General features: G+C 59.2%; 17 protein-coding genes. 7 read left to right on the forward strand and 10 right to left on the reverse strand.

Annotated features, from left to right (window positions below):
• Positions 1-9 precede the first annotated feature (9 nt).
• From FHT87_RS22185 to FHT87_RS22210, 6 genes are all read left to right on the forward strand, one after another.
• The gene (locus FHT87_RS22185; protein ID WP_183804863.1) at positions 10-768 is read left to right on the forward strand and encodes a DsbA family protein; all 759 of its coding nucleotides are present in this window, start codon (positions 10-12) and stop codon (positions 766-768) included.
• Between the two features lie 244 nt (positions 769-1,012).
• Entirely contained in the window at positions 1,013-1,450 is a 438-nt protein-coding gene (gene aroQ, locus FHT87_RS22190; RefSeq protein WP_183804865.1) for a type II 3-dehydroquinate dehydratase, read from the forward strand.
• Between the two features lie 21 nt (positions 1,451-1,471).
• Positions 1,472-1,948: an acetyl-CoA carboxylase biotin carboxyl carrier protein gene (gene accB, locus FHT87_RS22195; RefSeq protein WP_183729660.1), complete on the forward strand. Its 477-nt coding sequence runs from the start codon at positions 1,472-1,474 to the stop codon at positions 1,946-1,948.
• 10 nt (positions 1,949-1,958) lie between these two features.
• Complete coding sequence (gene accC, locus FHT87_RS22200; protein ID WP_183729663.1) at positions 1,959-3,311, forward strand: acetyl-CoA carboxylase biotin carboxylase subunit; 1,353 nt, start codon at positions 1,959-1,961, stop codon at positions 3,309-3,311.
• 7 nt (positions 3,312-3,318) lie between these two features.
• Positions 3,319-3,936, forward strand: coding sequence for a leucyl/phenylalanyl-tRNA--protein transferase (gene aat, locus FHT87_RS22205; RefSeq protein ID WP_183804867.1), 618 nt, complete (start codon positions 3,319-3,321; stop codon positions 3,934-3,936).
• A 74-nt stretch (positions 3,937-4,010) separates the two neighbouring features.
• Positions 4,011-4,940, forward strand: a complete 930-nt coding sequence (locus tag FHT87_RS22210) for a DUF2167 domain-containing protein (RefSeq protein WP_183804869.1) — start codon at positions 4,011-4,013, stop codon at positions 4,938-4,940.
• Positions 4,941-5,062: 122 nt separating this feature from the next.
• On the opposite strand, the gene FHT87_RS22215 is transcribed toward FHT87_RS22210, so the two are convergent.
• From FHT87_RS22215 to FHT87_RS22240, 6 genes are all read right to left on the reverse strand, one after another.
• Positions 5,063-5,503: a DUF2155 domain-containing protein gene (locus FHT87_RS22215; protein ID WP_183729673.1), complete on the reverse strand. Its 441-nt coding sequence runs from the start codon at positions 5,501-5,503 to the stop codon at positions 5,063-5,065.
• A 116-nt stretch (positions 5,504-5,619) separates the two neighbouring features.
• Complete coding sequence (locus FHT87_RS22220; protein WP_183804871.1) at positions 5,620-6,015, reverse strand: NADH:ubiquinone oxidoreductase subunit NDUFA12; 396 nt, start codon at positions 6,013-6,015, stop codon at positions 5,620-5,622.
• 102 nt (positions 6,016-6,117) lie between these two features.
• A complete protein-coding gene (locus FHT87_RS22225; protein ID WP_183804873.1) occupies positions 6,118-6,585 on the reverse strand; it encodes a GNAT family N-acetyltransferase in 468 nt (155 codons plus the stop codon).
• A gap of 1 nt (position 6,586) precedes the next feature.
• Entirely contained in the window at positions 6,587-7,093 is a 507-nt protein-coding gene (locus FHT87_RS22230) for a GNAT family N-acetyltransferase (RefSeq protein ID WP_183804875.1), read from the reverse strand.
• Positions 7,094-7,158: 65 nt separating this feature from the next.
• The gene (gatB, locus tag FHT87_RS22235; RefSeq protein WP_183729683.1) at positions 7,159-8,661 is read right to left on the reverse strand and encodes an Asp-tRNA(Asn)/Glu-tRNA(Gln) amidotransferase subunit GatB; all 1,503 of its coding nucleotides are present in this window, start codon (positions 8,659-8,661) and stop codon (positions 7,159-7,161) included.
• Positions 8,662-8,737: 76 nt separating this feature from the next.
• The gene (locus FHT87_RS22240; RefSeq protein ID WP_183804877.1) at positions 8,738-9,247 is read right to left on the reverse strand and encodes a GNAT family N-acetyltransferase; all 510 of its coding nucleotides are present in this window, start codon (positions 9,245-9,247) and stop codon (positions 8,738-8,740) included.
• A 319-nt stretch (positions 9,248-9,566) separates the two neighbouring features.
• Between FHT87_RS22240 and FHT87_RS22245 the strand changes: the two genes are divergently transcribed.
• Positions 9,567-9,824 carry a YjhX family toxin gene (locus FHT87_RS22245; RefSeq protein WP_183804879.1) on the forward strand — a complete coding sequence of 86 codons (258 nt, stop codon included), beginning with the start codon at positions 9,567-9,569 and terminating at the stop codon, positions 9,822-9,824.
• Between the two features lie 52 nt (positions 9,825-9,876).
• On the opposite strand, the gene FHT87_RS22250 is transcribed toward FHT87_RS22245, so the two are convergent.
• The 4 genes from FHT87_RS22250 to FHT87_RS22265 form a co-directional block, all read right to left on the reverse strand.
• On the reverse strand, positions 9,877-10,152 hold the full coding sequence (locus FHT87_RS22250; RefSeq protein WP_183729691.1) for a hypothetical protein: 276 nt from the start codon (positions 10,150-10,152) through the stop codon (positions 9,877-9,879).
• A gap of 106 nt (positions 10,153-10,258) precedes the next feature.
• Positions 10,259-11,740 (reverse strand): Asp-tRNA(Asn)/Glu-tRNA(Gln) amidotransferase subunit GatA, encoded by a 1,482-nt coding sequence (gene gatA, locus FHT87_RS22255; protein WP_183729694.1) that lies wholly within the window; start codon positions 11,738-11,740, stop codon positions 10,259-10,261.
• Between the two features lie 58 nt (positions 11,741-11,798).
• Entirely contained in the window at positions 11,799-12,086 is a 288-nt protein-coding gene (gene gatC, locus FHT87_RS22260) for an Asp-tRNA(Asn)/Glu-tRNA(Gln) amidotransferase subunit GatC (RefSeq protein ID WP_113295688.1), read from the reverse strand.
• Positions 12,087-12,211: 125 nt separating this feature from the next.
• Positions 12,212-12,916: a metal-dependent hydrolase gene (locus tag FHT87_RS22265; RefSeq protein ID WP_183804881.1), complete on the reverse strand. Its 705-nt coding sequence runs from the start codon at positions 12,914-12,916 to the stop codon at positions 12,212-12,214.
• Between the last annotated feature and the right edge of the window lie 36 nt (positions 12,917-12,952).

Raw genomic sequence — 12,952 nt, forward strand, 5'->3', positions numbered from 1 at the left:
GAGGATACCATGGCCTTCTTCTCCAAAACGCTCACCGCGCTGGCGCTTGCAGCCTCTATAGCCCTTCCGGCTCAGGCATTTGCATTCGATGACCAGCAGAAGAAGGAACTGGGGGAATTCATCAAGCAGTACCTGATCGAAAATCCTGAGATCATGCTCGACGTGCAGGACGCGCTGCAAAAAAAGCAGCAGATGGCCCAGCAGGTGAAGGCCACCATGGCCATCGAGAACAATACCGACAGGATCTTCGATTCCAATGACGACGTGACGCTCGGCAATCCCAAAGGCGATGTCACCGTCGTCGAGTTCTTCGACTATAACTGCACCTATTGCCGCCACGCCCTGCCCGACATGCAGGCCTTGTTGAAGAAGGATAAGAATGTCCGCTTCGTGCTGAAGGAATTCCCGATCCTCGGGCCGGATTCGGTCGCGGCGCACCGCGTGGCGGATGCCTTCCGCCGCCTTGCGCCGGAAAAATACGGCGATTTCCACGTCGCGTTGCTCGGCAGCGATGGCCGCGCCTCCGAGGACACCGCAATCCGGGTCGCCTCTTCTCTCGGCGTCAGCGAAGACAAGATCCGCGCGGAGATGAAAAAGAGCCCGAACGATGGCATCGTGCAGGCGACTTATCAGCTTGCAGCCAATCTCGGTATCAGCGGTACACCGTCCTATGTGATCGGTAACGAAATGGTGCCCGGCGCCGTCGGCCTCAACGATCTCGAAGCCAAGGTGAAGAACATGCGGGCCTGCGGCAAGACGAGCTGCTGAACCCGCGCCCATCAAATCGCCTAAATCGAAGCGTTTCAGCCATGTGGACAAACATGGCGCGACCTCCGCTGCCGATTCTGTAAGGGCTTTCAATAAGCCCGCGCGGAGTCTATAGGTGGCGCTCGCGCATTCCCGTGCCTTTGCCGTCGAAAGGCTGACACAGGGCGCGATGAATACAATGAACCGCGTAACGGTCGCCTGATTCAGAGAGGATCAAGAGCCGGTGCGCCAAACGGAACATTCGATGACGCAAACGATTTTCGTCCTGAACGGCCCCAACCTGAATATGCTGGGCAAGCGAGAACCTGGCATCTATGGCGGCAAGACGCTCAAGGACATAGAGGCGGACTGCAAGGCTGCGGGCCGCGAACTCGGATTCGACATCGATTTCCGCCAGAGCAATCACGAAGGCACGCTGGTGGACTGGTTCCACGAAGCGAATGAAAAGGCTTTCGGCGTTGCTATCAATGCAGGCGCCTATACGCACACATCCGTCGCGCTGCATGATGCGATCCGTGCTATTTCCATTCCCGTCATCGAACTTCACATATCCAATGTGCATGCACGGGAAGAATTCCGTCACAAGTCGATGATCGCGCCGGCATGCAAAGGCGTGATCTGCGGCTTCGGGCCTCACAGCTACATCCTGGCGCTCCGCGCGCTGAAGAACATCACGGCATAAGAAGAAGACAGGGCAACACTCATGGCTGAAAAGAAATCCGGTATCGATCAGGCACTGATCCGCGATCTCGCCAACATCCTCAAGGACACGGATCTGACCGAGATCGAAGTCGAACAGGAAGATCTGCGTATCCGCGTTTCGCGTGCAGGCACGACCCAGTACATCCAGGCGCCGATTGCGGCCCCCGCCTATGCAGCACCGGCTGCAGCTGCAGCAGCCCCGGTAGCGGTTGCCGCTGCTCCCGCTGCGGCAGGCCGTAACCCGGCGAACACGGTGAACGCGCCGATGGTCGGCACGGCCTATATGGCCCCGGCCCCTGGCGCTCGCGCGTTCATCGAACTTGGCGCCACCGTCAAGGAAGGCCAGACGCTGCTCATCATCGAAGCGATGAAGACGATGAACCAGATCCCCTCGCCGAAGTCGGGCAAGGTCACGGAAATCCTCGTCGAAGACGGCTCGCCCGTCGAATACGGCCAGCCGCTCGTCATCATCGAATAAGGCTTTGCCAATGATCTCGAAGATCCTCATAGCCAATCGCGGCGAGATCGCCCTTCGCGTGCTGCGCGCCTGCAAGGAGCTCGGCATTGCAAGTGTCGCCGTGCATTCGACGGCCGATGCCGACGCCATGCATGTGCGCCTTGCCGACGAGAGCGTGTGCATCGGTCCGCCGCCTTCGCGCGAAAGCTATCTCAACATCCACCAGATCGTCGCAGCCTGCGAAATCACCGGCGCTGATGCCGTACATCCGGGTTACGGCTTCCTGTCGGAAAATGCCAAATTCGCCGATATTCTCGAAGCCCACGGCATCACCTTCATCGGCCCGACGGCGGAACACATCCGCATCATGGGCGACAAGATCACCGCCAAGACGACGGCACAGGAACTCGGTATCCCCGTCGTTCCCGGCTCCGACGGCGAAGTGAAGACCGAAGAGGATGCGCTGAAGACGGCTGGCTATATCGGCTATCCGGTGCTGATCAAGGCAACGGCCGGCGGCGGCGGACGCGGCATGAAGGTTGCCAAGACCGAAGCAGACCTGATCGAAGCCTGGTCGACGGCCCGCACCGAAGCGGCCGCCGCTTTCGGCAATGACGCCGTCTACATGGAAAAATACCTCGAAAAGCCACGCCACATCGAAATCCAGGTGTTCGGCGATGGCGAAGGCAATGCCATCCATCTCGGCGAACGCGACTGCTCGCTGCAGCGCCGTCACCAGAAGGTCTGGGAAGAGGCAAACTCGCCTGCCCTCAATGTCGAACAGCGCAAGAAGATCGGCCAGATTTGCGCTGACGCCATGAAGAAGCTGAAATACCGCGGCGCCGGCACGATCGAGTTCCTCTACGAGAACGGAGAGTTCTATTTCATCGAAATGAACACTCGCCTGCAGGTAGAGCATCCGGTTACCGAAGCCATTACCGGCATCGACCTCGTGCATGAGCAGATCCGCGTAGCTTCGGGCGGCGGTCTGTCTGTCACGCAGGACGAGGTGCATTTCCAGGGCCACGCCATCGAATGCCGCATCAATGCCGAGGACGCGCGCACCTTCGTGCCCTCACCGGGCACGATCACGCATTTCCATGCACCGGGCGGACTTGGCGTGCGCATCGATTCCGGCGCCTATCAGGGCTATAAGATCCCGCCTTACTACGACAGCCTCATCGGCAAGCTGATCGTTCACGGCCGCACGCGTGTCGAATGCATGATGCGCCTGCGCCGTGCGCTCGATGAATTTGTCGTTGACGGCATCAAGACAACGCTGCCACTGTTCCAGGATCTCGTTTCCAACCAGGATATCGCCAACGGCGACTACGATATTCACTGGCTGGAAAACTATCTCGCCAACAGCAAGCCGGCAGCATAGGACAGGAATGGCAGGAGCGCGCAGGAAGTCACCAGGTATTACCCCGGAAATCCTCTTGCGCGCCTATTCTATCGGCCTGTTTCCCATGGCCGAATCCGCTGACGATCCGGAAATCTTCTGGGTCGAGCCGGATATCCGCGGCGTCCTGCCGCTGGATAATCGTTTCCACGTCTCCAAAAGCCTTCGAAAGACAGTCCGCCAAAAGCCCTTCGACATTCGCTTCAACAGTAACTTCGATGCCGTGATTACCGCCTGTGCCAGCGAGACATCCGATCGGCCGAGCACCTGGATCAACGAAACCATCAAGACGCTCTATTCCGCCCTGCACCGCATGGGCCATGCCCATTCTGTCGAGGCCTGGGATGGCGATGAACTCGTCGGCGGTCTCTATGGCGTGTCGCTCGGATCTGCCTTCTTCGGGGAAAGCATGTTCTCGCGGCGAACCGACGCTTCGAAAATCTGTCTCGTCCATCTCGTCGAGCATCTGAGGCGGCAGCACTTCACGTTGCTCGACACGCAATTCACGACAGAGCATCTCAAAACATTCGGGGCGCTTGACGTGCCGAAAGCGGATTACGCGCTGATGCTCGCCGCGGCGATGGAATCGCCACACCTTAGGTTTTAATGTTGAATTTTTCACCTCAGCGTTGATTTTTCGACCAATCAGTTTAAGGTCGGGCTGCAACGGAGGGTGAAATCTTGAAGCGATATTTTGCGGCAGCGATCCTGCTCGCCATGGCTGCCGGGACAGCCAATTCCCGCCCCTATCAGGAAATGTTTCCGAACAGAACGGATTTCTCCGAGCAAGAAAAGCCGGTTCTGCAAAAGCTCGACTTCCAGCAAGGGGCGATTAGGCTGCCGGCTGCGAAGGCAACGCTGAACGTACCGGATGGGTTTTACTATCTCAGCCCTGAAGATACGAAGACCGTGCTCGTCGATATCTGGGGCAACCCTCCGGGCGCGGCGGCTGATGCGTTGGGCATGTTATTTCCTGCACAATATTCCCCGACTGATGTCGGGTCATGGGGTTCGGTCGTCGAATTCAGCGCGGATGGCTATGTATCGGATGCCGACGCAGCGACGATCGACTACGATGAACTGCTGCAGAACATCAAGGACTCTATTTCGGAGAGCAATACCGAGCGACAGAAGCAGGGCTTTCCGACGGTGACACTCGTCGGCTGGGCCTCTGCCCCGCATTACGACCAATCCGCACACGCCCTGCACTGGGCACGCGATTTGGTGTTCAACGAGAATGGAAACACGCAGCATACACTGAACTATTCCGTGCGCACGCTGGGCCGTGAGGGCGTCTTTCAGTTCGACTTCGTTGCCGGTCTCGAACAGTTGAAGGAAATCGAGACCGCCGTCCCGACCGTGACCAAGCTCGTCCAGTTCGACAAGGGAATGGCCTATAGCGATCACGTGGATGGCGACAAGATCGCTGCCTACGGGATGGCGGGCATGATCGCTGCAGGCGCTGGCGCCAAGGTTGCCGCGAAGATCGGACTGCTGGCAATCGCCGCTGCCTTTCTGAAGAAGGCGTGGATCCTTGTCTTTGTGGTATTTGGCGGGGCGGTCGGCCTCGTGAAGAAGCTCTTCACCGGCAACAAGACGCCCAACGCATAGCGGCCAGCATCAGCAGGCGTGTCGCATCGAACGGATCTTATGCGACACGCACCCGGCGCCGCCATCATCTTGCTGTAGATAGTTATTTGCAGCTGAAAGCCCGGTCGATCAGGCGTGTGCTCTTACTTCGCGCCAGCGCTGTCCGGTGGCGGGACGTCGGAGTTCTGCTTGCAGTCCTTCAGCCAGACGTCATAGATCGGATGCTCGACGGCGTTGAGGCCGGGGCTGTCGGCAAACATCCAGCCGGTGAAGATGCGGCGGATCTTGCGGTCCAGCGTGATCTCGTCGACTTCGACGAAACCATCGATCTTCTGGGCTTCCGACTGGTCGCGCGAATAGCACGCCTTCGGCGTAACCTGCAGCGCGCCAAACTGGACCGTTTCGTTGACATAGACATCGAAGGTGGTGATGCGGCCGGTGATCTTGTCGAGGCCGGAGAAGACGGCGACCGGATTATCGATACGGGCAGCCTGCGCGGGAGTGGAAAGAAGCGCGGCGGAAAGCGCCAACAGCGATACAGTTCCCGCAGCCGGCAGGACCATGTTTCGCAGGGAAAGCTTCATATCTACCCGTCTCCAGCACATATCAGGTTCACGGCCGCGCGATTGCGGCCAACCTGCGGGTAAAGGTCAATTGTGGCCAAAGCGCGGGGCAGACCCCGCCATCGATTGCTTGACTCTCAGTTGCCAGGTGTCCATGCGTCGTAGTCGCCGGTCACGCGCGGACGTTCGCCGGCAACCGAGAGCGAGCCCGGCGGGCGATAGGCCTGCGGCGAACCCGTGGGGTTGGCGCGGTGGGGCTTCTGCCATTCCTTGGCAACGTAATTTTCCTTCGACGGCGGAACGTCGGTGCGGTGATGCATCCAGCCGTGCCAGCCCGGGGGGATGGCGGACGCTTCGGCGTAACCCTTGTAGATCACCCAGCGCTTCGGCAGACCGTAGGAGGAAAGACCGCCTTCGTAATAGACATTGCCCAACTCGTCTTCACCAACGCGCTTGAAGCCGCGAAGGGCGAACAGCGTGCCGAAAGTGTAATTGTTCCACCAGGTGAAGGTGTGCAGCAGGAACTTGATCATGTCTTTTCCTCGTGGCCGCAGGACGCGGACGAAAGCAGATAGGCTTTTTCGCTTATGCCGCCGCCAAGGCGAATTGTCCAGTGATTCCCACTGAGACGGCGGTCATTTCAGAGCCATCTTGAAACCGATATGCGAGGGCTTGAAACCCAGCCTTTCATAGAAACGATGGGCATCCTTGCGCACTGCATTCGATGTCAGCTGGACGAGCCGCACGCCGCGACTTTTCGCCTCGGCAATGGCGAATTCGATCATCCGAGCACCGATGCCCTGCCCACGCAGATCGGCACGCGTCTGCACCGCCTCGATGATCATGGCGGACGAGCCGCGTCCATTGAGTGAGGTGGTGATCATCGTCTGGAAGGTGCCGACGACTTCTCCATTCCATTCGGCAACATAGAGCGTCTGGTTCGGCGATGCAGCGATCGTCGCAAAGGCGCTGATATAATCCGGATATGCCTTCGGATCGGTCGTATCCCCATGGCCGCCGAGCGGATCGGCGGCAAACATTGCGATCAAGGCCGACAGATCGCTTTCACGCGCCTCGCGAATGATGATGTCGCCAAATGCCATGTCAGTGGAGCTCGAGCACCTTTTCGAGGACCAGCGTCGGGATGCCGGACTGGCCGGGACCGTCGTTCTCGTTACTGCCGGCTTCGACGAAACCGAGCCGCTCATAGAAATGGATGGCTTTGTGGTTCTGCACCTCGACTTCCAGCCGCATAATCTCTGCGTCCGGGAAGCAGGTTTCGAGCTCCGCGAAAATATCGCGGCCAATGCCCTGCCGATGCAGGCCGGGTCGGACATAGAGGAGATATAGCATGACGGTCTTCGTCGTTTCGTCCGACATCGCCGCATAGCCCATGCCGCCGATATCCCTGCCATCGTCGGCGACGAGAAACTCGGCATTTTTCTTCGCCAGCCGCGCCTTCAGCGCAGCCGGCGAAAAGAGATGAGCGACCAGTTCGTTGACCTTTGCGGCACCATAGCCGGCGTCATAGGCGGCATGGAAGCTTTCGACCAAGAGGGCTTGCACCTTATCGAGATCGCGCTCGCTGGCCGTTCGGACGAAATAAACCAAGACCTTCTCCTTACGGCATCGGCCATTCGAAAACCGCTTCGCACGCTTCGGCTAATGCCTTCAGCTTATTCCTCGATGCCGAGCTTAGCCTTGACGAGAGCCTGCACGGCCTGCGGGTTGGCCTTGCCACCGGTCGACTTCATGACCTGACCGACGAACCAGCCGGCAAGCGTCGGCTTCGCCTTGACCTTGGCAACCTGATCCGGGTTGGCGGCGATGATTTCATCGACAGCCTTTTCGATCGCGCCGGTGTCCGTCACCTGCTTCAGTCCGCGGCTTTCGACGATCTCGGCGGGATCGCCGCCTTCGTTGAGGATGATTTCGAAGACGTCCTTGGCGATCTTGCCGGAGATGGTCTCAGCCTTGATGAGGTCGATGATGGCACCGAGCTGGGCCGGAGAAACCGGCGTCTCCTCGATATCCTTGCCGGTGCGGTTCAGTGCGCCGAGCAGGTCATTGATGACCCAGTTGGCAGCCGTCTTGCCGTCGCGGCCTTCGGCAACAGCTTCGAAGTAATCGGCAATCGCCTTTTCCGAGACGAGCACGGAAGCGTCATAGATCGAGAGACCGAGCTCGCGAACGAAACGCTCTTTCTTGTCGTCGGGCAGTTCCGGCAGATGTTGGGCCAGATCACTGATGAAGGCGTCGTCGAATTCGAGCGGCAACAGGTCCGGATCGGGGAAATAGCGATAATCATGCGCATCTTCCTTGGTGCGCATGGACCGCGTCTCGCCCTTGTTCGCGTCGAACAGGCGGGTTTCCTGATCGATCGTGCCGCCATCCTCGAGAATGCCAATCTGCCGGCGGGCTTCGAATTCGATCGCCTGGCCGATGAAACGGATGGAGTTGACGTTCTTGATTTCGCAGCGCGTGCCGAAAGGCTCACCCGGGCGGCGCACGGAGACGTTGACGTCGGCACGCATGGAGCCTTCGTCCATGTTGCCGTCGCAGGTGCCGAGGTAGCGCACGATCGAGCGCAGCTTCGTCATGTAGGCCTTGGCCTCATCGGAGGTGCGCATATCCGGCTTGGAGACGATTTCCATCAGCGCCACGCCCGAACGGTTGAGGTCCACATAAGACATGGTCGGATGCTGGTCGTGCATCGATTTGCCGGCATCCTGCTCCAGGTGCAGGCGCTCGATACCGATCTCGATATCCTCGAACTGGCCCTGACGATCCGGGCCGAGCGAGATGACGATCTTGCCCTCGCCGACGATTGGGTCTTTATACTGCGAGATCTGATAGCCCTGCGGCAGGTCCGGATAGAAATAGTTCTTGCGATCGAAGACCGAGCGCTTGTTGATCTCAGCCTTCAGGCCGAGACCGGTGCGCACCGCCTGCTTGACGCATTCCTCGTTGATGACGGGCAGCATGCCGGGCATGGCGGCATCGACCAGCGAGACATTCGAATTCTGCGGCTTGCCGAATTCCGTCGAAGCGCCGGAGAAAAGCTTGGAATTGGAGAGCACCTGGGCATGGACTTCCATGCCGATGATGACTTCCCAATCGCCAGTGGCGCCGGGGATATAACGTTTCGGATCGGGCGTGCGAACGTCGACAATGGTCATGAGATGCTCTTCGAAGGCTGTTCTTTTCAACTGGTGAGGTAAAGGAAATGGCCTGCCGGTGCAAGGCTTTCAACGGTTAGAAACCGGGGCCGTAACCTTCCGGCTCCTGCGGGCCGAGATGCTTGGTGAGCCCGACGGACGGTACGTCACGATCGAGCTTCGGATTATAGGCGACCGAGAGCCAGTGGATCGAATAACCGTGCTTCTGAAAGAAGGCGATCGCCTCGGAATTTCCCGAGTGGGTCTGCATTGCCGCCTCCTCGAAGCCCTGCTCCAGAATATCGGCCTCGATACGCTCCAGCAGAGCGGTGCCGAGCCCCTGCCGGTTGAAGCTCGGGTCGATCCAGAAGTCGGAAATCGTCTCGTCCAGCCCCTCGCGCGCAGCCCAACCGGCAACCTGTCCGTTCTGCTCGACGACAGTGATGGTCAGCCAGTTATTGTCCACAAAAGTCCGGAAGGCGCTGCGGGCTCCATCCGTCATGGCGTCCGATTCGCCGATCAATGCCATCGCTCTTTGCCAGGCTCGTAAGCCGATTTCGCTCAAGAGTTCCGTTTCGCCTTCGCGGGCATTGCGAATGTGGATCAATGGCACCTCCGCTCTATGAGAGAGAGTAGACCATTGAGTCGGGCAATTTTCCAGTGCCTCCAATGAGATAAAAGGGGAAAGCATTTCGATCGGCTTTTCTGCGCAAGCCTCGTCCGGCTTGACCGGATCGTGGTTGCTGATAAAAGACGCGCCAGAGGTGTTTTATGTCTAACCTGTCTGAGTCCCGGTAAAGGTCCCTGCCCGCAAGCACAGGCTCGCGCGCATGGACCCGAAAAACGAAGCCGCGGCGTATCGGCAAGCCCGAACGCCAGATCGTTTTTGTGCGCCTTTACTAAGGCGTGTTTCCGGATCAACAGCAATGGACATCTCGCGCGCAGAACAGCGCATCCTGCACCTTATGGCCCAGGGCGGCCGTATCGAAATTACCCGCGACGACAATAAGAAGATCGAAACGGTGAACTGCTTCACCCGCGACGGCTGGGTCTATCCCGGCTTCGGTCTGGAGCTTTTCCGTAAGCTGAAACGGCTGAAGGCGATCAAATCTTCCGCCGGCCAGCCTTATCGGATCACGGACAGAGGGCTGAAACTGGTCAGGTCGCAGCTCGACAACAGATAGGGCTGACAAGAGCTTGGCCGTGCAGCAAAGTTGCTGCGCGGCCGACAGAGTTTCAGAGCTTTTCGGAAAGCTCCGGACGCATCGCCGTCCACTCCTCGGCAATCGTGCCCGCGCCGACCGTCTTGCCGGCGCGGCGATACCAGTAGCCGGCGTTCCAGTCGTCGCCTTCGACGCGATGACAAAGCGCGTGGCCCCAGTCGAAGGGCTGTTCGCCTTCATGGTTCTGGCAGATTTCGTGAACCGCCTCCCACTCCGCGCCCATCTTAAAGCCGCTGGCAGCGAGGCGATCAAAGGCCTCGATCAATCGCGCAAGATCCCGTTTCGGCATGAGGCCCTCCCCGCAAAGTCCTCCCTCTATAACAGGCGCCGCCTCGAAATCCGAGACGGCGCCTGCTTTTCTTCAATCGCGAAGATTGATTGGATCGTTAGATCTGTTACCACCACTTGGCCGGCGTGAACTTGCCGGCCGCCTGTTCGATGACATGGGCGGTCTTGAAGAGGGTTTCCTCGTCGAAGGCCTTGCCGATGAGCTGCAGGCCGAGGGGCAGGCCCTTATGGTCCAGACCGGCAGGGACGGCGATGCCCGGCAGGCCGGCCATGTTGACCGTCACGGTGAAGATGTCGTTCAGGTACATCTTGACCGGATCGGCGGCGAGGTTCTCGTCGGCAACGCCGAAGGCGGACGACGGGGTGGCCGGCGTCAGGATGGCGTCGACGCCGGCATCGAAGGCGAGTTCGAAATCGCGCTTGATCAGCGTGCGAACCTTCTGGGCGCGCAGGTAATAGGCGTCGTAGTAACCGGCCGACAGAACATAGGTGCCGATCATGATGCGGCGCTTAACTTCCTGGCCGAAGCCGGCGGCGCGCGTCTTTTCGTACATATCGACGATATCCTTGCCGTCGACCCGTAGCCCGTAGCGCACGCCGTCATAACGGGCGAGGTTCGAAGAGGCTTCGGCGGGCGCCACGATGTAGTAGGCCGGAAGGGCGTATTTCGTGTGGGGCAGAGAGATGTTGACGATCTCGGCACCGGCATCCTTCAGCCAGGCGATGCCCTGCTGCCAGATGGCTTCGATCTCCTCGGGCATGCCGTCGACGCGATATTCGTTCGGAATACCGATCTTCATGCCCTTCAGCGATTTACCGATGGCGGCCTCATAATCCGGAACCGGCAGATCGACCGAGGTTGTGTCCTTGGCGTCGACGCTGGCCATCGACTTCAAGAGAATTGCGGCATCGCGAACATCGCGGGCGATCGGGCCGGCCTGATCGAGCGAAGAGGCGAAGGCAACCGTGCCCCAGCGCGAGCAGCGGCCATAGGTCGGCTTGATGCCGACGGTGCCGGTGAAGGCTGCCGGCTGGCGGATCGAGCCGCCGGTATCGGTGGCGGTGGCGCCGGCGCAGAGATGAGCGGCAACGGCTGCGGCCGAACCACCGGAAGAGCCGCCGGGAACGAGCTGCTGATTGGAGCCCGCGGCACGCCAGGGGTTGATGACAGCGCCATAATACGAGGTCTCGTTGGAAGAGCCCATCGCGAACTCGTCCATGTTCAGCTTGCCGAGCATGACGGCGCCGTCGTCCCAGAGGTTCTGGGTAACCGTCGATTCATACCGCGGCTCGAAGCCGTCGAGAATGTGGCTGCAGGCCTGGGTGTGCACGCCAACGGTGGCGAACAGGTCCTTGATGCCGAGCGGGATGCCTTCAAGATCACCTGCCTTGCCGGCTGCGATGCGCTCGTCGGAATTCTTCGCCATGAGACGTGCGAGATCCGGCGTGACCTTGATATAGGCGTTGAGCTGGCCATTGGCCGCATCGATCGCCGAAATATAGGCTTCGGTCAGTTCGCTGGCGGTGATCTCCTTGGCGCGCAGCTTCTGGCGGGCTTCGGCAATGGTCAGGCTGGTGAGTTCGCTCATCGTGTTTTCGCTTCAGATCTGAAAATGGCAACGGGGTCGGAAAGAGGCGTTGAGCGCCTTATTCGACGACTTTCGGTACCAGGAAGAAGTTGTGGTCGGTGATCGGGGCATTGGCAACGACATCGGCGGCCTTGTTGCCGTCATTGACGACATCGGTCCGCTTCTTCATGTCCATCGGCGTGACCGAGGTCATAGCCTCGACACCTTCGACGTCAACTTCGGAAAGCTGCTCGACGAAGCCGAGGATACCATTCAGCTCACCGACCATGCGATTTGCCTCTTCTTCCGAGACGGCAATACGGGCAAGGCGCGCAACGCGCTTAACGGTGGCGAGATCGACGGACATGGCATTCTCCGGATAGGAATTTTCCTATCGCTATAAAGACCCTGTCCGTCCTGTGCAACGGGTTTGCCTTTTCGGCAACGCAGAATTCCTCTCCTCAAATCCACCTGGATTCGAGGAGTTATGCATCAGAGCGAGAAGCTTTCGCCGGGCTTCGGCGCCTTCACTTCGGTCTTGGAAGCCTCCATGCCTGCAATGAATTTCTCCGGCGTCTGGTCGATGATCGGGAAAGTGCCGTAGTGGCCGGGAATGGCCGTCTTGAAGTTGAAGTAGCGCTGGCAGGCAAGCGCTGCGACAGCACCGCCCATGGTAAAGCGGTCGCCGATCGGGACGATGCCGATATCCGGCTGATGCAATTCGTTGATCAGCCCCATGTCGGAGAAGATATCGGTGTCGCCCATATGGAAGAGGCTGGGCTCGTCCTCGAAATGCAGCACGAGGCCGTTCGGATTACCGAGCGAATGGGAAACGCCATCTTCGGTGATCTGGGCGGAAGAGTGCAACGCATTGGTGAAAGTCGCACTGAAGCTGCCGAGCGAGACGGTGCCTCCGGTATTGCCCATTTCGAGCTTCTCGACTCCTCTGGAGCCGAGCCAGGAAGCAAGGTCGGCATTGGCAAGAACGACGGCGCCGGCTTCCTTGGCAATCTGGACCGTATCGCCGACATGGTCGGCATGGCCGTGGGTCAGCAGGATGTGGGTGATGCCGTTGGTCACGTCCTTGATATCCTGGCCGGCGAAGGATGGGTTATAAGTCAGGAAGGGATCGATCAGGATTTTGGCGGCTTTCGTCTCGATGCGGAAAGCAGCATGGCCGAGCCAGGTGATCTTCATGAAAAGTCTCCTTTATTACGTGATGCAAAAGACGAT

Origin of the sequence: Rhizobium sp. BK316, assembly GCF_014193695.1 — a bacterium.
Classification (GTDB): domain Bacteria; phylum Pseudomonadota; class Alphaproteobacteria; order Rhizobiales; family Rhizobiaceae; genus Rhizobium.